This window comes from Paenibacillus sp. FSL K6-1122, assembly GCF_037977015.1.
In the GTDB taxonomy this organism is placed as follows: Bacteria; Bacillota; Bacilli; order Paenibacillales; family Paenibacillaceae; genus Paenibacillus; species Paenibacillus amylolyticus.
The window spans coordinates 5,068,211-5,088,327 of record NZ_CP150272.1 but is presented as its reverse complement, the minus strand read 5'-3'; the positions used below and the strand labels follow the sequence as shown (position 1 = coordinate 5,088,327).

19 protein-coding genes and 1 other annotated feature are annotated in these 20,117 nt (G+C 46.5%); of the genes, 17 read left to right on the top strand and 2 right to left on the bottom strand.

Features of this window, described 5'->3' with window-relative positions; genetic code table 11:
* Positions 1 to 23: 23 nt before the first annotated feature.
* The 11 genes from NSQ20_RS22905 to leuS all read left to right on the top strand — a co-directional run bounded on the left by NSQ20_RS22905 (position 24) and on the right by leuS (position 10,749).
* Entirely contained in the window at positions 24 to 551 is a 528-nt protein-coding gene (locus tag NSQ20_RS22905; protein WP_036615148.1) for a YqeG family HAD IIIA-type phosphatase, read from the top strand.
* The gene (gene yqeH / locus NSQ20_RS22900) at positions 548 to 1,675 is read left to right on the top strand and encodes a ribosome biogenesis GTPase YqeH (protein WP_036615146.1); all 1,128 of its coding nucleotides are present in this window, start codon (positions 548 to 550) and stop codon (positions 1,673 to 1,675) included. Before NSQ20_RS22905 ends, yqeH begins: the two co-directional genes overlap by 4 nt.
* A 45-nt stretch (positions 1,676 to 1,720) precedes the next feature.
* Positions 1,721 to 2,590: a shikimate dehydrogenase gene (gene aroE / locus NSQ20_RS22895; RefSeq protein WP_340030934.1), complete on the top strand. Its 870-nt coding sequence runs from the start codon at positions 1,721 to 1,723 to the stop codon at positions 2,588 to 2,590.
* A 269-nt stretch (positions 2,591 to 2,859) separates the two neighbouring features.
* Entirely contained in the window at positions 2,860 to 3,153 is a 294-nt protein-coding gene (yhbY, locus tag NSQ20_RS22890; RefSeq protein WP_017687186.1) for a ribosome assembly RNA-binding protein YhbY, read from the top strand.
* A 15-nt stretch (positions 3,154 to 3,168) separates the two neighbouring features.
* Positions 3,169 to 3,759, top strand: a complete 591-nt coding sequence (locus tag NSQ20_RS22885; RefSeq protein WP_074095918.1) for a nicotinate-nucleotide adenylyltransferase — start codon at positions 3,169 to 3,171, stop codon at positions 3,757 to 3,759.
* On the top strand, positions 3,743 to 4,309 hold the full coding sequence (gene yqeK / locus NSQ20_RS22880; protein WP_338706616.1) for a bis(5'-nucleosyl)-tetraphosphatase (symmetrical) YqeK: 567 nt from the start codon (positions 3,743 to 3,745) through the stop codon (positions 4,307 to 4,309). Before NSQ20_RS22885 ends, yqeK begins: the two co-directional genes overlap by 17 nt.
* A 17-nt stretch (positions 4,310 to 4,326) precedes the next feature.
* A complete protein-coding gene (gene rsfS, locus NSQ20_RS22875) occupies positions 4,327 to 4,674 on the top strand; it encodes a ribosome silencing factor (RefSeq protein ID WP_036615136.1) in 348 nt (115 codons plus the stop codon).
* The gene (locus NSQ20_RS22870) at positions 4,671 to 5,576 is read left to right on the top strand and encodes a S1-like domain-containing RNA-binding protein (protein ID WP_036668546.1); all 906 of its coding nucleotides are present in this window, start codon (positions 4,671 to 4,673) and stop codon (positions 5,574 to 5,576) included. The genes rsfS and NSQ20_RS22870 overlap by 4 nt, the downstream gene beginning before the upstream one ends.
* Before the next feature lie 319 nt (positions 5,577 to 5,895).
* A complete protein-coding gene (locus NSQ20_RS22865) occupies positions 5,896 to 6,666 on the top strand; it encodes a class I SAM-dependent methyltransferase (protein WP_076254435.1) in 771 nt (256 codons plus the stop codon).
* Between the two features lie 221 nt (positions 6,667 to 6,887).
* Positions 6,888 to 7,844 carry an aminoglycoside phosphotransferase family protein gene (locus NSQ20_RS22860; protein WP_340030932.1) on the top strand — a complete coding sequence of 319 codons (957 nt, stop codon included), beginning with the start codon at positions 6,888 to 6,890 and terminating at the stop codon, positions 7,842 to 7,844.
* Positions 7,845 to 7,956: 112 nt separating this feature from the next.
* Positions 7,957 to 8,226: a binding site (T-box leader), on the top strand.
* A 78-nt stretch (positions 8,227 to 8,304) separates the two neighbouring features.
* Positions 8,305 to 10,749 carry a leucine--tRNA ligase gene (gene leuS, locus NSQ20_RS22855; protein ID WP_340030931.1) on the top strand — a complete coding sequence of 815 codons (2,445 nt, stop codon included), beginning with the start codon at positions 8,305 to 8,307 and terminating at the stop codon, positions 10,747 to 10,749.
* Here the strand turns inward: leuS and comER are convergent.
* Positions 10,730 to 11,575 (bottom strand): late competence protein ComER, encoded by an 846-nt coding sequence (gene comER / locus NSQ20_RS22850; protein WP_036668550.1) that lies wholly within the window; start codon positions 11,573 to 11,575, stop codon positions 10,730 to 10,732. The two genes, leuS and comER, sit on opposite strands and share 20 nt — an antisense overlap.
* 185 nt (positions 11,576 to 11,760) lie before the next feature.
* On the opposite strand from comER, the gene NSQ20_RS22845 reads away from it, so the two are divergent.
* The 3 genes from NSQ20_RS22845 to NSQ20_RS22835 all read left to right on the top strand — a co-directional run bounded on the left by NSQ20_RS22845 (position 11,761) and on the right by NSQ20_RS22835 (position 15,924).
* On the top strand, positions 11,761 to 12,396 hold the full coding sequence (locus tag NSQ20_RS22845; protein WP_340030930.1) for a helix-hairpin-helix domain-containing protein: 636 nt from the start codon (positions 11,761 to 11,763) through the stop codon (positions 12,394 to 12,396).
* Positions 12,397 to 12,435: 39 nt separating this feature from the next.
* Positions 12,436 to 12,954, top strand: coding sequence for a cytidine/deoxycytidylate deaminase family protein (locus NSQ20_RS22840; RefSeq protein ID WP_017687196.1), 519 nt, complete (start codon positions 12,436 to 12,438; stop codon positions 12,952 to 12,954).
* A 102-nt stretch (positions 12,955 to 13,056) separates the two neighbouring features.
* Positions 13,057 to 15,924: a ComEC/Rec2 family competence protein gene (locus NSQ20_RS22835; protein ID WP_340030929.1), complete on the top strand. Its 2,868-nt coding sequence runs from the start codon at positions 13,057 to 13,059 to the stop codon at positions 15,922 to 15,924.
* Positions 15,925 to 15,939: 15 nt separating this feature from the next.
* Here NSQ20_RS22835 and NSQ20_RS22830 read toward each other — a convergent pair whose 3' ends face one another.
* Positions 15,940 to 16,392 carry a hypothetical protein gene (locus NSQ20_RS22830; RefSeq protein ID WP_340030928.1) on the bottom strand — a complete coding sequence of 151 codons (453 nt, stop codon included), beginning with the start codon at positions 16,390 to 16,392 and terminating at the stop codon, positions 15,940 to 15,942.
* Between the two features lie 788 nt (positions 16,393 to 17,180).
* Here NSQ20_RS22830 and NSQ20_RS22825 point away from each other — a divergent pair.
* The 3 genes from NSQ20_RS22825 to NSQ20_RS22815 all read left to right on the top strand — a co-directional run bounded on the left by NSQ20_RS22825 (position 17,181) and on the right by NSQ20_RS22815 (position 19,635).
* On the top strand, positions 17,181 to 17,693 hold the full coding sequence (locus NSQ20_RS22825) for a sigma-70 family RNA polymerase sigma factor (RefSeq protein ID WP_340030927.1): 513 nt from the start codon (positions 17,181 to 17,183) through the stop codon (positions 17,691 to 17,693).
* Positions 17,690 to 18,580 (top strand): DUF3298 domain-containing protein, encoded by an 891-nt coding sequence (locus NSQ20_RS22820; RefSeq protein WP_340030926.1) that lies wholly within the window; start codon positions 17,690 to 17,692, stop codon positions 18,578 to 18,580. The genes NSQ20_RS22825 and NSQ20_RS22820 overlap by 4 nt, the downstream gene beginning before the upstream one ends.
* A gap of 278 nt (positions 18,581 to 18,858) precedes the next feature.
* Positions 18,859 to 19,635, top strand: a complete 777-nt coding sequence (locus NSQ20_RS22815) for a DUF3298 domain-containing protein (protein ID WP_340030924.1) — start codon at positions 18,859 to 18,861, stop codon at positions 19,633 to 19,635.
* The last annotated feature ends 482 nt before the right edge of the window (positions 19,636 to 20,117 follow it).

Genomic DNA, 20,117 nt, shown 5'->3' with positions numbered 1-20,117 from the left:
CGTATGAAACTGAGGTGACTTCTTTGTTTAAAATGTTAATGCCCAAGCTGCGTGTAGACACGGTTTTTGACATTAATCTGGAAGAGCTGTACGCTCAAGGCTACCGTGGAATTATAACTGATCTGGATAACACACTCGTTGGAGCCAAAGCCCCTGACGCTACGCCCGAACTGATTGAATGGTTTGCACGTGTGAAAGAGGCAGGTTTCAAGCTGATGATTGTGTCCAATAACAATTTGAATCGTGTATCCCTGTTTGCGACCCCGCTGGATATCCAGTTTGTGCATAGTGCACGCAAACCATCGAATGTACCGTTTCGTAGAGCAATGAAAATGATGGAGTTATCTCCTGAAAACACGATTGTAGTAGGCGATCAGATGCTTACGGACGTTTATGGAGGGAACCGAATGGGGTTATATACCGTTCTGGTACTGCCAATCTCCATTGGGGACGAAGGTTTTATGACCCGCTTCAATCGACGCGTGGAACGGATTGCTCTAACGAGTTTACGCAGGAAAGGCTTATGGCTTGAGGAGGAAAAGAAGAAATGACAGAACCGCATAACGGCAATCTTGCCGTAAGGTGCAGCGGATGCGGCGTGCATCTGCAAACAGAAAATTCGGAATTACCAGGGTTTATCCCCGAGAAGGCATTGGATCGTGAACCGGTTATATGCCAGCGCTGTTTCCGCATCAAAAACTACAATGAGTCATCATCCGTTACGGTGGATCAGGACGAATTCCTGGCGCTGCTTAGCAAAATCGGGGATAAGGATGCACTTGTCATCCATATCGTTGATTTGTTTGACTTTGATGGCAGTATTATCTCCGGTCTGCAACGTTTTGTAGGCAACAATCCGGTATTGCTTGCTGTGAACAAAACGGACTTGCTTCCGAAAGTAACTAACTGGAACAAGATTCGCAACTGGGTACAAAAGCAAGCCAAAGAACAGGGTTTGCGTACCGTGGATGTAGTCTTGTGCAGTGCAAAGCAAAATCAGGGCTTCGACCGTCTGCTTGAGCTTGTTGGAACGTATCGCGAAGATCGTGACGTGTACGTGGTTGGCGGTACCAATGTGGGTAAATCCACACTGATTAACCGTCTGATTCGTGATTACAGCGATCTGGAGCAGGAACTGACCACATCCCGTTATCCGGGAACAACGCTGGATATGGTGAACATTCCGCTGGATGATGGAAAATATATCATTGATACACCTGGAATCGTGTATCCATGGCGTTTCAGTGAGATTGTTTCACGTAAGGATCTCGCTGCCATCATGCCGGAAAAACCGCTTAAACCGGCTGTGTATCAGTTGAATTCCGGTCAGACGCTGTTCTTTGGCGGCATGGCTCGATTTGACTTTGTGGAAGGTGATCGCCAGTCGTTCACTTGTTTTATCAGCACTGCGCTTGATATTCACCGGACGAAGCTGGAGCGTGCAGATGATCTGTACCGCGACCACTTGGGAGAATTATTGTCTCCACCAACCCGTGAGGATGCAGCAGAGATGGCTGAATGGACCAGACATGAATTCCGCATCAAACGTGGCAGTCAATCGGATGTATTCATCTCGGGTCTGGGCTGGATTAAGGTGAATGGCGATATTGGAGCGCTTGTTGCTGTTCATGCTCCAAAAGGCATTCGTGTACAGATCCGCCCATCCTTAATCTAATGTAATCTCAGAACCTGTACATCAGAGCGGATTGGAGGCGGACCTATGTCTGAGCAGAACAAATTCAACTCTTCACTTCCCGTGTTGCTTGGTGTTATGGGTGATCCTATTGCTCACTCCAAGTCTCCGGCAATGCACAATGCGGCTCTGCAGGCTGCAGGAGTGAATGGAATGTATATGCCACTGCATGTTTATCCGGATCAACTGGAAGCGGCAGTTCGCGGAATTGTGGCACTGGGCTATCGTGGTGTTAATGTCACCATCCCGCACAAAGAGCAGGTGATGCAGTATCTGGATGTGATCGATGAAAGTGCTCGCCTGATTGGTGCGGTGAATACCATCGTCAATGAAGGTGGAACACTGACAGGGTACAATACGGATGGTATTGGTTATGTCCGATCGCTGAAGGAAGAGGCTGTGCCTGAGCTTGGGGGTAAACGTATTGCTGTACTAGGAGCAGGTGGAGCAGCGAGAGGTGTCATATATGCACTTGCACTGGAGAAGCCTGAACGGATCCACATTCTGAACCGTACAGCGGACAGGGCTATTGCACTTGCTTCGGATTTACGAGGCCATGGCTTGGGAGAAATCTCGGGCAGTGGCATGGAAGACGCTGCAACGGTACTGGCTACGGCTGATATCGTGATTAACACAACGGCTGCTGGAATGCATCCTCATGTTGATGACGTGCCGGTTGATCCCGCACTAATTCGTGAAGGCGCAGCTGTGAGTGATCTGATCTATAATCCGCTGGAAACTCGCCTGCTTCGGGAGTCGCGGTTACGTGGATGCACAGTGCACGGTGGTCTGGGTATGTTTGTATATCAGGGCGCTGTAGCCTTTGAACATTGGCTCGGCATCCCGGCTCCTGTGGAGACGATGAGACGTGCAGTGCTAAACAGTTTTGAAGTGTGAAAATGATATTAAGAGTACAGGCAGACGACGAGTGCAGAACCAATCTGAAGAAACGAAGTGGTCGCATTTATCACCGGATTTTCCCTTTGTGAAAAGGGATCAGAAAAATCTGGGGATAACAGCGATCGGAAGATGGTACTGCAATCGGAGTCACCTTGTGTACTCAGTGATCATTTTCACCATTGAAAAATAATAATTGAATGGTCAGGTCCGGACAGTTTTTGCGCTGTCGATCAGGGCCTGCTCAACATAAGGAGTATGGAGTATTCATGTTAAACGGTAAACAAAAGCGCTTTTTGCGGTCACAGGCACATCACCTGACCCCTGTATTTCAGATTGGTAAAGGTGGAACCAACGAGCACCTGTTCCGTCACATCGAAGATGCGATTGAGAAGCGCGAATTGATGAAAGTGCAAGTGTTGAACAACAATGACGAGGACAGAAAAGAGATGGCAGAAGAAGTTGCCCGTGAAACGGGAAGTGAGCTTGTACAACTCATCGGTAACACAATCATCCTGTACAAAGAATCTCGCGATAACAAACAAATCGAACTACCTAGATAAGGGAGCGTGACGCAGGTGAAGATCGGTATCATGGGTGGTACGTTTGATCCGATCCACATGGGACACCTCCTGGCAGCTGAAGCAGCAAGGGACTCACATGCACTGGATGAGATCTGGTTCATGCCTTCCCATGTTCCACCTCACAAACGCGGAGCCGGAGCTTCGGGACAGCAACGTCTTGATATGACGGAAGCGGCTGTGAAGGGTGTGCAGCAATATGAGGTGCTGGGTATCGAGATGGAATTGGGCGGAGTGTCTTATACCATCGATACGATGAAGGAACTGTGGCGTCGCCATCCTGAACATGAATTTTATTTCATTATCGGGGCGGATATGGTGAACTATCTTCCCAAATGGGAGCAGATTGAAGAGCTTGCAGAACGCTTAACCTTTATCGGAGTTGGTCGGCCGGGCTTCCAGTTACATCTGGATGATTTACCAGACGAGTTACAGGATCGGGTCCTGCTGGCCGAGATGCCCTTGGTCGATATTTCATCGACAGCCGTACGCAGACGTCTGGCCAAAGGACATTCGGTACGCTTTATGATTCCTGATGAAGTGCACCAATACATTGTAAGGAGCGGTTTATATGGGACTAAGCCGTGAGGAACTGATTCAAGCCGTATCCGGACAAATGCCGGAGAAACGCTGGAAGCATACACTGGGTGTGATGGAATCGGCAGTGAAGTTGGCTGAAAAATATGGTGCTGATCCTGTAAAAGCGGATCTGGCAGCGATATTGCATGATGTGGCGAAGTACTGGCCCGTAGCGGAGATGGAAGCGGTCATCCGTGATAACGGATTAAACCAGGAACTTCTGCAGCATGACAAGCAGCTCTGGCATTCCGAAGTCGGTGCTTTTGTAGCCGAGCGTGATTACGGTGTGGAAGATTCCGAAGTTATTAATGCCATCCGGTGGCATACCTCGGGTCGGGTAGGCATGAGCTTGCTGGACAAAGTGGTATGTCTTGCCGATTACATTGAACCGGGACGAGATTTCCCGGGAGTAGATCACATTCGCGAACAGGCTGAACGTAGTCTGGAGGAAGGTTTAATTGCCGGATTCGATTCGACGATCAGCTTGCTGATCTCGCAACGACGTGTCATTTATCCTTTGACCATGCTGTCGCGGAATGACTTAATTGCACAATTATAGATTATGGAGGTTGGTTCATGACAGTATCATCGAAAGAACTTATGAATATGGCGGTTGCTGCCGCTGACGACAAAAAGGCATCCAATATTGTAGCGTTGGATCTGATTAATGTTTCTCTGGTGGCAGATTATTTTGTTATTTGTCACGGAAATTCCGATACACAGGTACAAGCCATTGCCACTGAAATTCGCAAACAGGCTCATGCAGCCGGAGCGACGATCAAAGGTATCGAAGGTATGGATTCCGCACGTTGGGTATTGATGGACATGGGCGATGTTGTTGTTCATATCTTCCACCGCGACGAGCGTGAATACTACAACATTGAACGACTATGGTCTGATGCCAAAGTGGTGGAAACTGTATGAGTTTGATTGCTGGAACAGTCGTCTCTTTGCCGGTTTCACGTGAAGTGTCTCCGTTTGGCTTCTTTTTGACGACAGGATCGGAAGATGTACTGCTTCACTACACCGAGTTAACACGGGATATTAAAATTGGTGAGACGCTTGAGGTGTTTGTGTTCTTTGATACTGAAGATCGTCTGGCCGTAACGATGAAAAAGCCTTATCTCATGCTTGGCGAAATGGCACGACTGGTTGTGGCTGATGTTCACCCACGACTGGGCTGTTTCCTGGAAATGGGCCTTGGACGGCAATTGCTGCTTCCTATTCGTGAATTGCCTGAACTGGAAGAACTGCGTCCTCAAGTGGGGGATGAAGTCTTTGTCATCATGGAACATGACAAGCAGGGACGTCTGCGTGCCAAATTGGCCGGGGAACGTGAGCTTTCACCATTGTCTTTCCATGCGCCAACTTCATGGTTAAACGAGTGGGTTGAAGCGACGGTATACAAGCCACTGCAGATGGGTACTTTTGTACTTGTAGAGGGCGGTGTACTGGGCTTTGGCGCGATTGGTATGATTCATTCATCCGAACGTAGTCATATGCTGCGTCTTGGTGAGAAAGTTAAATGTCGGGTGACACTGGTACGTGAAGACGGACGTGTGAATCTGGCCATGACTCAACTCAAACAAGTTGGACGTAACGAAGATGCAGACAAGCTGCTCGCCTTTATGAAAGAGCGTCCTATGGGCGGCATGCCATACTCGGATGCAACTCCGCCGGATATCATCAAGCAACGCTTTGGCATCAGTAAGTCTGCCTTCAAGCGTGCCTTGGGCAAATTGATGAAAGACGGATTGGTGGTCCAAAAGGAAAGCTGGACGTATCTGTCCGAATCTGCTCCTGCGGATCAAAGTGAAAACAAGTAATCTTCCTGATTAAATAGTTGTAATATGGAACTCGGATAAGGCAGGGATAGGCTGGGTAAACACCGGATGCCCCTGTCTTTTCTTTTGTTATATAAATTGAACTAAACATTTACACGAAACGGAGAGGACAGAAAGAACCTGAAGAAGCGGAGCGTTCGCCTTTATCCCCGGATTTAAACCTTTATAAAAGGAATAAAAAAAATCTGGGGATAACAGCGATCGGAAGGTTGTTCTGTCATTGGAGTGTACAGTGTAAATATTCTTTAGTTCAACTTATATAGATCAATTCGAAAATGAAATTGAAAGTGCGGTGCCTGACATGTCTTACCGGAAATTTGCCTATGTGTATGATGAATTAATGGAAGATATGCCTTATCCGGACTGGATAAGGTTTGCAAGAACAGCATGGGAAAAGCATGGAATGCCCAAAAGTGTCGCTGAACTTGGCTGTGGAACGGGCTCCATTACGATCCCGCTCGTGAACTCCGGTTTCGAAGTTACAGGCATTGACCTCTCATCAGATATGCTGTCGGTTGCACGCAGCAAGATGGAGGCTACGCCTCAGGGTCATCGCTTGTATCGCGAGGGCAGTGTCCGTTGGGTGCAGCAGGATATGCGGGAATGGCGAGTTCCGGAACCTGTGGATTCGGTGATATCTTTCTGTGATTGTGTCAATTATTTGCTTGAACAAGAAGATGTCGTTCGTACTTTCCAGCGGACATACGAGATGCTGAAGCCTGATGGAACGTTCCTGTTTGATGTGCATCATCCCAATACACTTATTCGTTATGATGAAGAGCAGCCTTTTGTACTGGATGAGCGCTCCGTATCTTATATTTGGACTTGTGATCTGGACCAGGATCGCTGTGAGATCGAACATCATCTCAGTATTTTTTCGCGTGTGGATGATGGTAGCAAGGATATGTACCAGCGGTTTGAAGAAGTTCATGTCCAGCGTGCATATAACCCGGACTGGATGAAGCTTGAATTGTCCAAGGCAGGTTTTAGAGACGTGAAGGTATATGCGGATTTTGAATGGAAAGAGGCCGGAGACAGCGCACAGCGCTTGTTCTACGTGGCTGTGAAGTAAGAGCGAATAATGAGAACTGTCCTTATGGTGCATAAGGGCAGTTTTTTGTTTGATTTTTTATGGAGAATGAATAGCAATAGTCTTAAATAGGATAAAGGAATGCAAGAAAAGACATAATCACGTGACAAAAAGTATTGCCAGTTAAAGTAAAGGAGGCGATAATAGTCGGATAGAAAGCGTTTTCTGAAAAGATAAATCAATTGTCAATGTGAGGTGTAAAAATGGAAAGTACATATAAAACAAGACTTTCGTCAGAACAGTTGAATGCCATAATAGAGCAGCATTTCTCTGCAAGTATACAGGACTACAAGGAAATGGTGGATGGCTGGGCCAATCATGCATATCTCATTACACTGAGTGACGCACAGCGAGTGGTACTCAAAATTGCACCATCAGCTTCGACAAATCTGATGCGCTGTGAACAGGATCTCATGATTGCCGAAGTTGAGGCACTACGCCTCATTACGGAGCTACAGGATGTTCCCGTACCCCAAGTGTTGGCTTATGATGATTCGTTAACTATGGCTTCAGCGCGTTATTTTATCATGGAGTACATGTCTGGAGCGCCCTATAATCAGGTCAAGGATCAATATTCTGCGGAAGAGCAGGAGGCCATTGAACACCAGCTCGGTCGGTACAATCGTCGAATTAATGAAATCAAGGGCGAGCAGTTTGGATATTTCTCGGAGCAAAAACAGCGATATTCCACATGGAAAGATGCATTTATGAATCTGATGGATGACATTCTTACCGACGGGGAAGAAGCCGGGATTACATTTTCGATCGATTACCCTGAATTGAGACGCCTGATTGAAGAAAAATCGGATGTGCTGGACGATGTCAAAGAACCTGTGCTTATCAGTTGGGATCTGTGGGATGGCAATGTACTAGTGGACGCGGGTCGCATCACAGCGATTATTGATTTTGAACGTTCACTGTGGGCAGATCCTCTGATGGAGCATTATTTCAGTCATTTTAACTATACGCCTGGTTTTGTGAAAGGGTATGGGTATGCGATTACGACTGAAAGTGAGCTGAAAAGAAGAAGTCTCTATGACTTGTACTTTGATCTGGTGCTGCGCATTGAGTGCGCTTATCGTCAATATGATAATCAGGAACATGTGAATTGGACCATTCATAATCTGGAGGAAGGCATTGAGCGTTTTCGGTTATCCTGAACAGCAACGAGTATTATTGAACGGTACGAACCGTGTGACTTAAAAGGGTGATTATAACGTGTAATATTGACTTTGTGCTTGCTTTTTTATATAATGGTCCCGATATTGTATACATATTTCGATGATAAGGATCAGTAGTAATTCCTGTACATAACAGAGAGCCGGCGGTTGGTGCAAGCCGGTTGACAGTGATTTGCGAACTCGCCTTGGAGAAATGCGGTGATTACACCATTCTGTTTAACCTGCTTGTATAAAGCTTGGGTTCAGGAATGGAAATCCGCATCGGTTAACCGCCGTTACAGGTCCAAAGGGAGTGGATGACGAAGCACGTTCGTCCGCTAACTAGGGTGGTACCACGGGAATTCAACCTCTCGTCCCTAGCGCTGCAAACGCTACGGGATGCTGAGGTTTTTTTGTTGCAATTAAAGCTAAAGTGAATAACCTGAAGGAGGAACAATAGATGAGTGAGAATAACCAGCCGAAACACGGCTATCAGCCACAAGTCATGGAAAAAAGTTGGCAGCAATATTGGGATGCAAATAAAACGTTTAAAACGGGTGAGGACCCTGCTAAACCGAAATTTTATGCACTGGATATGTTCCCTTATCCATCCGGTTCAGGTCTGCACGTAGGTCACCCGGAAGGATATACGGCAACGGATATCGTTTCCCGTTACAAACGTATGCGCGGTTACAACGTATTACACCCAATGGGTTGGGATGCTTTTGGTCTGCCTGCTGAGCAGCATGCACTGGATACAGGTGAACATCCACGGGATATTACATTCCGTAATATTGACAATTTCCGTCGCCAGATCAAATCGCTTGGTTTCTCCTATGACTGGGATCGTGAGATCAGCACAACGGACCCTGAATACTATAAATGGACGCAATGGATCTTTATTCAGCTGTACAACAAAGGTCTGGCTTATGTGGATGAAGTTGCAGTTAACTGGTGTGAAGCCCTTGGAACGGTACTTGCTAATGAAGAGGTTATTGATGGCAAGAGTGAACGCGGAGGACATCCGGTTGTACGCAAACCGATGCGTCAATGGGTTCTGAGAATTACCGAGTATGCAGAGCGTCTGTTGGAAGACCTGGAAGAGCTGGATTGGTCTGAAAGCATCAAGGATATGCAGCGCAACTGGATCGGTAAATCGACAGGTGCAGAAGTTGTATTTGCCATTGAAGGTCGCGAGGAAGTCATCAAGGTGTTCACTACCCGTGCGGACACATTGTTCGGTGCGAGCTTTGCAGTACTTGCTCCAGAACATGAACTGGTAGAAGCAATTACAACCGATGACCAACGTGAAGCTATTCAGGCTTATCAGGAGCAGGCTTCTCGTAAGAGTGATCTGGAACGTACAGATTTGGCCAAAGACAAAACAGGTGTATTCACTGGAGCTTATGCAATCAACCCTGTTAATGGTGCAAAACTGCCGATCTGGATTGCTGATTACGTTCTTGCTGGTTACGGTACAGGTGCGGTTATGGCAGTTCCGGGTCATGATGCACGTGACTGGGAATTTGCGAAACAGTTTGGTCTGGATATCATCGAAGTTATTCAAGGTGGAGACGTTACACAAGAGGCGTATTCGGGTGATGGCGCGCATGTGAATTCCGATTTCTTGAACGGACTGAATAATGAAGAAGCGGTTGCCAAGATGATTGCTTGGCTGGAAGAGAATGGTAAAGGACAAGGGAAAGTAACCTATCGACTGCGCGATTGGCTGTTCAGCCGTCAGCGTTACTGGGGTGAGCCAATCCCGATTCTGCATCTGGAAGACGGAACGATGAAGACAGTACCTGAGGATCAACTTCCACTGCTGCTGCCTGATATCGACCAGATCAAACCTTCGGGTACAGGAGAATCACCACTGGCGAATGTTACGGAGTGGGTGAATACGGTAGATCCGGAAACGGGAATGAAGGCACGTCGCGAGACCAATACCATGCCACAATGGGCGGGTAGCTGCTGGTATTACCTGCGCTTTATCGATCCGCGCAATGACAAGGAACTGATCTCCAAGGAGAAACAGCAGCAGTGGCTGCCAGTTGATCTGTACATTGGCGGAGCAGAGCACGCCGTACTTCACTTGCTGTACGCTCGTTTCTGGCACAAAGTGCTGTATGATCTGGGTGTTGTGGAGACCAAAGAGCCTTTCCACAAACTGGTCAACCAAGGTATGATCCTGGGTACCAATAATGAGAAAATGAGTAAATCTCGTGGTAATGTCATTAACCCGGATGAAATCGTGAATGAATTCGGTGCAGATACATTGCGTCTGTACGAGATGTTCATGGGACCATTGGAAGCGACAAAACCGTGGAATGCAAACGGGGTTGAAGGCATGCACCGCTTCCTGTCACGTGTATGGCGTCTCTTCATTAACGAAGACACAGGAGGCATCAATGACAAGATTACGGTGGACGGTGGAACGGATGAGTTCAAACGGACTGCTCACAAAACGATCAAAAAAGTTACGGAAGATCTGGAACATCTGCGCTTCAACACATCCATCAGCCAGCTGATGATTTTCATCAACGATGCATACAAAGCGGACACACTGCCTCGTGAAGCGATGGAGAAATTTGTGCAGCTGTTGTCACCACTGGCACCACATATGGCAGAGGAACTGTGGAGCCGTTTGGGTCATGAAGGTGGAATCTCTTACGTGGCTTGGCCTGAATATGATGAGTCCATGACAGTGGATGCGGAAGTAGAAATCGTTGTTCAGGTAAATGGTAAAATTGTAACTCGTGCTACAATCGCGAAGGATCTGGATGCACAGGGTATGCAGGACTTTACGATGGAGCTGGCACCTGTTAAGCAGGCGCTGGAAGGCAAGACCATTCGTAAGGTCATTGCCGTTCCAGGCAAACTCGTTAATATTGTTGCCGGTTAATCTCACCGGCTCGGAATAGTTCATCCAGCTTTAACAAATCTTCATCATATTTGTCATGTGTCGTGTGGATCAGGTTGTCGAAAACGCCGTCAAGACTAACCTTCAGCAGTGCGAGTGCCTGAGCGGTAATACCGCCAGGTACAGCGACACGAGCCTGAAGCTCTTGCGGGGTGTATCCTCCTTCGGTGAGCAGCTTGCCTGTTCCCAGGAGCATTTCGCCAGCCAGAGCGCAGGCATCTGCCCTTTTGATGCCTGTCAGCTTCACTGCACTTTCGATCCACTGTTCCAAAAAGAACGATATGAATGCAGGTCCGCAGCTGGAGAAGTCGGATGTGATTCGTGTACAGGCTTCATCCACTTGGTACGGCCTGCCTATATGACTGAGCAGACTTTCCAACACAGCGCGGTCTTCACTGGTCATTCGTTCGCCATGTATGCAGAGGGATGCTCCACTGCCGACTTGGTGTGTGACGCTGGGAATTACCTTGGAGACTTTGCAAGGAAGTGAAGATTCCAGATGTCGCAGCTGCACGGGACTGGTGATCGAGACAATTATATGATTGGGATTCACGACAGGCAGGATGTCGTCAATAACATGTTTGAATTCAAGCGGCTTCACGCACAGGAAGATGATGTTGCTTCGGATCACCGTTTCCCGATTGCTCTGGGATTCATGCAGACCGGGGTAACGGAGGGATAACTGACGTACTTTGGACGGGGTTCGATTGCTGGCCGCGATCTGCCGGGGCTCAAGTGCACCCGATTGGATCAGGGCATAGATTAGCAGGCTGCCCATGCTGCCGGTTCCGATAAATCCAACCTTCATTGTTTCAGGCCTCCTTTCATGCTTTACGGTACTGGCGCAGTTCATTCCCTCTATTCTATGCGTGAGGACCTGTTTCACATGACATGAAAAATGCACAACTTGTTTCATCAGGAAAGTTCAACGGTTCGGAAGCACCGCCCGTGTTCGAAATGAATGATTTTGAATTCAGGGAGAGGTGTGGAAGAATGAGATGGAACAAAGGGATGACCATTGCTGCTGCGGTGGTTGGAAGTATACTTATATTATGGTCGGGCAAAAGTGAACAACCACCTAGTGGCTGGGAACCCTTGCAGCTCGGCACCGAGAAGCCGACGATAGAGCAGGAACTCCCTGCTGTACAGTCGGCTACTTCGGTTCAGGGCAATACAGGAGCATCTTCGGGAGCGGATGCAAGTGGGATGCAGACTGGGAATGAGGCAAAGGCAGAAGAGTCTAAAGAGCTTGCGAGGGTTGGGGTTGAAGGTGATTCAGTTGTTCAAACTACAAGTCAGACGAATGATAATCCATCGAACACCTCGACTTCGATTGAACCAGTTACACAGGGGACGAATTCTGATCCTTCGGTTACCTCCGAGACGGCATCAAGCAATAATCCACCTGTAGTTCGTGAGGAATCTGGCGACAATGGCAAGATTGATGTGAATACCGCTCCTGTCTCTAAGCTTATCGAGCTTCCCGGAATTGGGGAGAAGAAAGCTCAAGCTATTGTGGACTATCGGAATGCACATGGTCCTTTTGCAAAAGTCAGTGATCTGACAAAGGTCAAAGGAATCGGGATGAAGATGATGGAGAAGATGGCGCCGTATGTGCAGATCCGGTAAAATTAAAATATAAATTGTATTAAGCGGGAGGAAAGCAGCATGAGTACAGAGGTACGCAAGGACTGGGATACGTATTTTATGGACATCGCGTATATGGTTTCCACCCGTTCCCGCTGTTCGCGTCGTCATGTGGGTGCCGTTCTTGTTCAGGGAAAGAAACTGCTGGGAACAGCCTATAATGGTGCACCCACCGGCGTCCCGGATTGTTCTGAAGCAGGTTGCATGATATCGGAAGAGTATGAGTTGGTCGTGACCGATGGGCAAGAAGAAATGGTGAAAAAGCAACGATGCATTCGCACAATTCATGCGGAGCAAAATTTACTTTTATTCACAGATCGAATCGACCGCGAAGGCTCGTCCGTGTATGTGACCGACGAACCGTGCTGGACATGTGCCAATATGCTGGCGAATAGCGGGATTACAGAAATCGTGTTTCATCGTTCTTATCCTAAAGATACCGGCAAGGTTACCAATATGATGGAACAGAAGGGCATAACGTTCCGCAGGCTGGAGAATTACCAGCCCCCGCGGGAAACGATGATGACCGTGAGCAATTAATGTAAATATGATCGAATACGTGAGGGAGAACCTCCGGCAAGCCTGAATTGGCTTTCCGGGGGTTTTTCTGCGTTCAACGGGTGAAATGAAGGAGGGGTAGAGATGAAAGGCAGACCATTATTAAGTTTTACGATTTGTTGGTTGTGCGGGAGCGGGATAGCATGCGCGTTAACAGGCTGGACGTTAATCTGGGGGTTAATTGGAGCTCTGGCATGTCTGCCACTTTTGCTTCGTTTTATGGATGTGCGTGGATGGTCTGTTTTATTTTTACTCGCTGCCTTTATTGGAGGTGCTGCACATTGGGAGTGGAATGACGTAAGCAATCATAGCAGTCTGCCGGAGACCATGCATATGGCTACTCACGAGTTGGACGGATGGTCAGCTGAAATTCAGGGTGAGCTGGTGTCAGATGTACGTATTGATGGAGATCGGGCTGACTTTAAGATACAGATGTCTTCAATATTGCCAACATTGGATTCGTTAGCAGATACAGATCTTGTAGCATCATCTGCGTTCAAAATAGATGAACAATTGATGGTACAAGTCAGACTGTTGGAGGAAGAAGAACAACAGGTAGCAGCTGGCTGGAAGAGGGGCGATTTGATTACGCTTAATGGTTCTTATGTCCTTCCTGGTGAAGCCAGGAACTTTGGCGGGTTTGATTATCGCAGTTACTTGCGCACCCTGCATATCCACTGGTTGTTCAAAGTGAAGGGAGCCAGTTCGGTAACAGCAGTTGCTCCTGAGGGACTTGGACAATATAACATACTAAGGTGGACGGATTGGACGAGGCATAAGTTGGGCTCGGCGGTTGAGCAGTTATTTGCAGAGCCTCATGCAGGATATATGAAGGGGCTTATTATCGGGATGGCTACTGATATCGATCCTGGAACCTATGGTCAGTTTTCACAACTGGGTCTAACGCATATCCTGGCAATCTCCGGAACCCATGTCGCTGTATATGTTGCTTCGTTGCTTCTCATTCTATCTTGGCTAAGGCTTACCAGAGAGACGGCACTCACGATTGTTCTGATCCTGGTGCCAGCTTATGTATTGTTATCCGGAGGTTCACCTTCAGTGATTCGGGCAGGAATTATGTCCATGATTGGGTTGTATATGGCACGTCGTGGTCTCGCCAGAGACGGTCTTCAGATGATCAGTGCAGCAGCGTTGCTGATGATGTGGTGGGACCCGTACTTTTTGCTAAGCGTGAGCTTCCAGTTATCCTTTCTCGTGACCGCAGGTTTGATGATCTATATGCCATTGATTAACCGGCTGTTCAGCGGCTGGCCGAAATCTCTGGCTGCAACGGCATCCGTTACAGTGACCGCTCAGTTGATTTCGTTCCCAGTAACCATTCTGTATTTCAATCAGTTCTCATTACTCTCATTTGTGGCCAACTTTCTGCTGGTTTCTTTGATTAGTGCCATTGTATTACCTCTGGGGACGGTCGCCATGTTACTGTCATTCATATGGGTTCCCTTGGCGAAACCTCTCGCATGGATTGCGATGCAACTGAATCAACTGACTTTTGTAAGCGTGGAGTGGATGAACAGCCTGCCAGGTTTTGTATTGATCTGGGCAACACCGCCCTTGTTATGGATTGCCGCCTATTATGCTGTGTTGTATGCCTTACTCTACCTGTTGCATCGTGGCAATGGTGAGCAGCAAGAAACAGCGTTTGTTGAGGAAGAGACGGCTCCTCTTGTGAGGCGACAACCTTCAGTTTCAATGGCGAATATGGGCATTCGCTCTTCGATATCTACCGTGTTACAGGATCAAGGTAAGAACCGTGTAGATGGAAAAGAAACTTCATTAACGACACTAGGAGCCAGTATTGCCTGGCCGGAATATACAAGTGCATTTACTAGACGAGGTGCAGGTTATTATTCAAATGAACGAATGAGTAAAGCTCAGCAATGGTTGTGCGGGTTGCTCGCAATCAGCTTTATTGCTGGATTATGGTGGGCATATCAGACTCCCAAGCCTGCTGGAACCGGCATCGTGCAGTTTTTGGATATTGGTCAGGGAGACAGTACATTGATTACAACCCCGGAAGGCAAACACATTCTGGTGGATGGCGGGGGAACAGTTAGTTTTGGGAACAACGAACAATCTTGGAAAACAAGACGTGATCCTTATGAGGTAGGTGCCAAGGTGGTTGCTCCTCTATTGAAAAAAAGAGGTATCCATCAACTGGATGCTGTCATTGTAACGCATGCTGACCAGGATCATGCCGGAGGACTACAGGCTGTGCTGGAACAGATTCCGGTTAAACGTTTCATGTTTAATGGCACAACCAGTGGTAAAGAAAACTTTGATAAATTACTGGACACAGCCATGGAACGTAAAATTCCTCTGTACGCCATTCAGCAAGGCATGTCCTATAAGGTTGATAAGGAGACAATTTTACATTTTATTGCTCCGGATCTGGCACATATGGATGTAAATGTATCGGGCAATTTGCCTGTATCTGAACATCAGAATCATGATTCCGTTGTCTTTTTGCTGGAAATGGCGGGGGCTTCCATGTTGTTCACCGGAGATATGGATGCAGCAGCCGAGCAGGACCTGCTCTATATGATTCAGGATGGCTCGTTGGCTGCCCAGTTTGAACAGAAAGGTGCAGATATTGGAGTTACAAAGGGAGTTCTACAAAGGGTAGTTACACGCCCGTTGCAGGTTAATGCAAATGATGCTTCAGCATCTGTCTCCATTGACGTTCTAAAGGTCGCTCATCATGGTAGTAAAACGTCGTCCACTGAAGCCTGGCTCCAATACTGGAACGCCAAAACCGCGGTCATATCTGCCGGTGTTAACAATACATATGGACATCCCAATCCGGGAGTGATGGAACGTCTGGAAGCTACCGGGACAGAGATTTATCGGACAGATCAGATGGGCGAGGTTCAGATGAGGGTGAAAGATGGGAAGATTGATATCCGGTACAAGTTGGTCGGAGTTGAGTGAAGGCGGGCAATCTATTTATCTGTGTGAAGATGAGTGAAGAAAACTCCGATTTAATACCAACTGGAAGGTTAGAAAGACAAGAGAACATACAACAATGTGGATAGTTTGAGCAGAAAAAGTACTGAAGTTACGTGTAAATATCGAGTAGATGATCCCACCTATGAAGCCTAATAGACCATATGCAACGATTGCAACGAGCAATCTTTTATACGTATTATCTTTTTTTCTGTATAAAAGTAATCCATCCACCAATATAGAAAGTGGCGTAAGTAAGAAAAGTAAAATAGCGAGATTAATCAATAATCCAACCGCAAATTTATAGCCGAATGAATAATAGTAAGTATTCTCTAATCTTTCATCTATAGGGACATAGTGATATATCCCCATTGCAAGTGAAATGAGAACTGCAGTTAATACAGCTGCAACTATTTTTCCGCGCGGCCTATTGATTCTATGGGTGTTTGTCATTTAAATATTGACCTCCCTAAATAACTATATTCAATAAGAGATAGGCTAAGGCGTTACTATATTTTAACATACAGAGGTTGAGGAAAAGTGGGAATTAGAGAAAGAAAGTACTTAGTTGACCTATAAAAGAAAGAAGTCGTTTCGCTGCGAAACGACTTTTTTCTTAATTGCATGGTGGTGACATATTTTTTTGGTAGTGGCAGGGTAGGAAATGAGGGAAGGGATGCCCATTTATTATTGCATTTGGACGGTTCAAATTACTGAGTATCATTTGATAACTAACAAAATTCAGGAACTTATTGAAGCGGTCATAACTGAACACGTCGCAACTTTTGAATGATATTCCTTCTATTGAAATTCGCGGCCAGCACGAAGCAAATTAATTCAATGCGCGTGGTTCCACCGGCACAGATTAGAAGAAGACGGATTAAAAGTATGAAATATCGTTACTATAGAAAGCCTACAACGACAAAGGCGCTACAGACTACCAAACAACTTTCGGTTCCGAGTGATACATTGTTTTTTCGGAAAGAAACCTTCAAAAGTTTCAAATGAATTCGGTCATCGGTAGTAGACTGGTATTCGGCAAGTGAAGGATGGGAAGATTATTTTTAAAAGGACGGGGTGCATTTAATAGAGGCGCCGAGGTTTACGCTGACCTGCTTGTGAGGGCCTTGAACGATTTGCAGAAATAAAAAAAATTTTGGATGCGAAAACTTTTTGGGAACCCGTATACGTCTTACTTCGTGTTACGACAAAAGATTTATATAGAAAAGGAATAATCGACCATGTTCAATAGGAAAACTGAAAAAATTCTTACACACTGTATTACCGAGCATAAAGAGAACGTATACCGACTTGCGTATAGCTATGTCAAAAATAAGGATGATGCCCTAGATATCGTACAAGACTCCATATACAAAGCGATGACGCATCTCGAACTTTTGAAGAACCCAGATGCGGTCAAAAGCTGGTTTTACCGGATTGTGGTGAATACCGCCCTGGATTTTCTGCGCAGAAACAAAAAGGTTCAGGCGATGGATCATGAAATGATCGAAATCTACAGCCCCGGGGCAGAAGATACGTATACGGACATTGATTTGAAGCGAACGCTCGAATCCTTGCCGGATAGATACAAGAGCGTCATTATACTGAGATATTTTGAAGACATGAAGATCGAAGAAGTTGCGGCTGTGCTGGATGAGAATGTGAATACGATTAAAACAAGGCTGTATCAGGCGCATCAGCTATTGCGAATCAAAATGAATGATGAAACAACCAAAGGAGATCGAGTAAGATGAACAATAACATGGAACAGCTGCGAAAAGAATATCAAGAAATACCCATTCCAGATGAATTGGATAGCATTGTAAACCAATCGATTCATAAATTCTCTAAGGAGGGAAGGAGGGGCCGCGGCTCAAAGTACAGATGGTTAGCCGTTTCCAGTGCGGCTGCGTTCATGTTCCTTGTTGCGATCAATGTGAGCCCTCCTGTAGCGAAAGCCTTGTCATCCATACCGGGTGTGGACCGGGTTATCCAGGTGCTCACGTTCAAGGAATACGTGGTTGACGAGTCTAATTACAATGCGAATATCAAAGTGCCTTCCATTACCGATATGGAGAATGAGCAGTTGCAAAGCGGGTTGAACGAGAAATATATGAAGGAGAACAAAGCGCTTTACGAAAAGTTCCAGGCGGAAATCAGCGAATTGAAGAAGCAAGGCGGAGGCCATCTGGGACTTGATGTCGGATATGAAGTAAAGACGGACAACGACGAGATTTTATCTATACAAAGATACGTGGTCGAGACCGCCGGTTCATCCTCGGAGGAGCTTCAGTTTGATACGATCGATAAGAAAAACCAAATCCTCATAACCCTGCCGATGCTGTTCAAGGACGATCGTTATGTGCGGCTCATCAGCGACAACGTTAAAGAGCAGATGCAGGTGCAAATGAGAGCGGACCCTAATAAGATTTACTGGGCTCCGGGAGCTACCGACGTGCCGATCACCAGTGAATTCCAGAGCATCGCGAAGGATCAAGGCTTCTATATCAACAACGACGGCAAGCTTGTGATTACATTCAACGAATATGACGTTGCGCCAGGCTATATGGGTTCTGTGGAATTCGTCATTCCCACGGATGTGTTGAAAGACGTTCTGATTAATAACAAATACATTAAGTAATGGAAGAGACCGGTGATGGGGTACCCCGCGCCGGTTTTTTTTGTTAGTACTTTGAATTCATAGCCCCGTCCTTTTAATTTCTCAATTATTTCAAGCAAAGCTTGGACTGTCATTGTCTTTTCATCACTATCATGCAGAAGGACGAATGGGGCAATCGCAAACGTCGAAGAGACATTGTTCTGTTTTTGATTTTCCAAAACTTTCTGAACCATCTCATGCGTCTAGCCAATGAGTGTGCGTGATTAGACACTCATACAAAGAGATGGAGGATGAAAGCTATGAAAAAGAAAACGATAAAATACATGAAGATGGGGGCCATGGGCTGTGTAGCCATGCTCGGCGTCGGCGCAGCGAGCTTATCTGCATATGCGCTGGCCTCGGCACCTGTTTCAGCGAACGTAACTGTCAGCTCTAAGGTACAAGCAACCGTCCCTTCGGCTACAGGTGTAAAAATCGTGGAGAAGGTACTGAGCACAACAAGCAAGAACCTTATTGTGAACATCAAGGTACCGCAGCTGGACGGCATGCTGGACACCAGATACCAGAATAAACTGAATGGCATCCTTTTATCCCGTGCGCAAAAGGCTCTTGCTCAGTGGGAGAAGGATGCCGCAAAAACGGCCAAAAAGGCAAAAGTAAATCACCAGAAGTTCCACCCCTATGAATTTTACGTCAGCTATAAGCTAAAATCGGATGGAACTGGAAACCCTGCAGGAGTAGTTTCGCTTGAAGTAATCACGGAAGGTTACAGGGGCGGAACAAGCATGCCCCGGATCGATACCTACAACTTGAAAAATGCCTCTGCGGCTCAGCGCGTGACACTGGAGGATCTCCTCGGATCTAACTATAAAGAAAAGCTTGATGCAAATATTCTTGCGCAAATGAGAAAGGATCCCGATCAATACTTCCTGGAAGAATTCAAAGGGACGTTCACGGAACAGTCGTTTTATATTGAAAAAGGCGAACTGGTTATCGTCTTCCCAAAATACAGTATCGCGCCGGGATATGTGGGTTCACCGGAGTTCCGTTTCAATTTGAAGAATGCCAGCCTCTGAGGCAAAGCCGAATGATATGAAGCCAGAAGTCGCAGTAAAGTTGGATCTGAAAAAGGTCCGACATTCTAAATGTACAAGTACAACATTAATTCAAGTCTTATACTGGAAACATGACGATTATTCTGAATGTGGCATCCCGAAGACTCTCTTCTTACGGGATGCTTTTTTTAGTTCTAAAGGTAGAAGTTCCATGAAAATGTTTTGTTCTCTTCATTGATTACATTAATTGGAGAAAACTTTTTTCATAAGCTCGGCGTCCTGCCTATGAGCGACAAATTAAAAAGGACAGGGACGAAAGCAAAATGCATGATAACACGAATCATTTCGGAAGTTTAATCCGGAACTTTGCACCGGTACGAGGCGATGGTAAACGTTATATACCAGGACTTGATGGCTTAAGGGCATTATCCGTCATGGCTGTCATGGCCTACCATCGCCGGAAGAAATGATAGACAATGACTTGCAGTTTTATGACTAGAATA

What these genes read in the sequence shown, in the direction of transcription:
- yqeH (WP_036615146.1), top strand. Translation starts at nt 548, where the DNA reads ATGACAGAACCGCATAACGGCAATCTTGCCGTAAGGTGCAGCGGATGC.
- aroE (WP_340030934.1), top strand. Translation starts at nt 1,721, where the DNA reads ATGTCTGAGCAGAACAAATTCAACTCTTCACTTCCCGTGTTGCTTGGT.
- yhbY (WP_017687186.1), top strand. Translation starts at nt 2,860, where the DNA reads ATGTTAAACGGTAAACAAAAGCGCTTTTTGCGGTCACAGGCACATCAC.
- yqeK (WP_338706616.1), top strand. Translation starts at nt 3,743, where the DNA reads ATGGGACTAAGCCGTGAGGAACTGATTCAAGCCGTATCCGGACAAATG.
- rsfS (WP_036615136.1), top strand. Translation starts at nt 4,327, where the DNA reads ATGACAGTATCATCGAAAGAACTTATGAATATGGCGGTTGCTGCCGCT.
- NSQ20_RS22870 (WP_036668546.1), top strand. Translation starts at nt 4,671, where the DNA reads ATGAGTTTGATTGCTGGAACAGTCGTCTCTTTGCCGGTTTCACGTGAA.
- NSQ20_RS22865 (WP_076254435.1), top strand. Translation starts at nt 5,896, where the DNA reads ATGTCTTACCGGAAATTTGCCTATGTGTATGATGAATTAATGGAAGAT.
- NSQ20_RS22860 (WP_340030932.1), top strand. Translation starts at nt 6,888, where the DNA reads ATGGAAAGTACATATAAAACAAGACTTTCGTCAGAACAGTTGAATGCC.
- leuS (WP_340030931.1), top strand. Translation starts at nt 8,305, where the DNA reads ATGAGTGAGAATAACCAGCCGAAACACGGCTATCAGCCACAAGTCATG.
- comER (WP_036668550.1), bottom strand. Translation starts at nt 11,575, where the DNA reads ATGAAGGTTGGATTTATCGGAACCGGCAGCATGGGCAGCCTGCTAATC.
- NSQ20_RS22845 (WP_340030930.1), top strand. Translation starts at nt 11,761, where the DNA reads ATGAGATGGAACAAAGGGATGACCATTGCTGCTGCGGTGGTTGGAAGT.
- NSQ20_RS22840 (WP_017687196.1), top strand. Translation starts at nt 12,436, where the DNA reads ATGAGTACAGAGGTACGCAAGGACTGGGATACGTATTTTATGGACATC.
- NSQ20_RS22835 (WP_340030929.1), top strand. Translation starts at nt 13,057, where the DNA reads ATGAAAGGCAGACCATTATTAAGTTTTACGATTTGTTGGTTGTGCGGG.
- NSQ20_RS22830 (WP_340030928.1), bottom strand. Translation starts at nt 16,392, where the DNA reads ATGACAAACACCCATAGAATCAATAGGCCGCGCGGAAAAATAGTTGCA.
- NSQ20_RS22825 (WP_340030927.1), top strand. Translation starts at nt 17,181, where the DNA reads ATGTTCAATAGGAAAACTGAAAAAATTCTTACACACTGTATTACCGAG.
- NSQ20_RS22820 (WP_340030926.1), top strand. Translation starts at nt 17,690, where the DNA reads ATGAACAATAACATGGAACAGCTGCGAAAAGAATATCAAGAAATACCC.
- NSQ20_RS22815 (WP_340030924.1), top strand. Translation starts at nt 18,859, where the DNA reads ATGAAAAAGAAAACGATAAAATACATGAAGATGGGGGCCATGGGCTGT.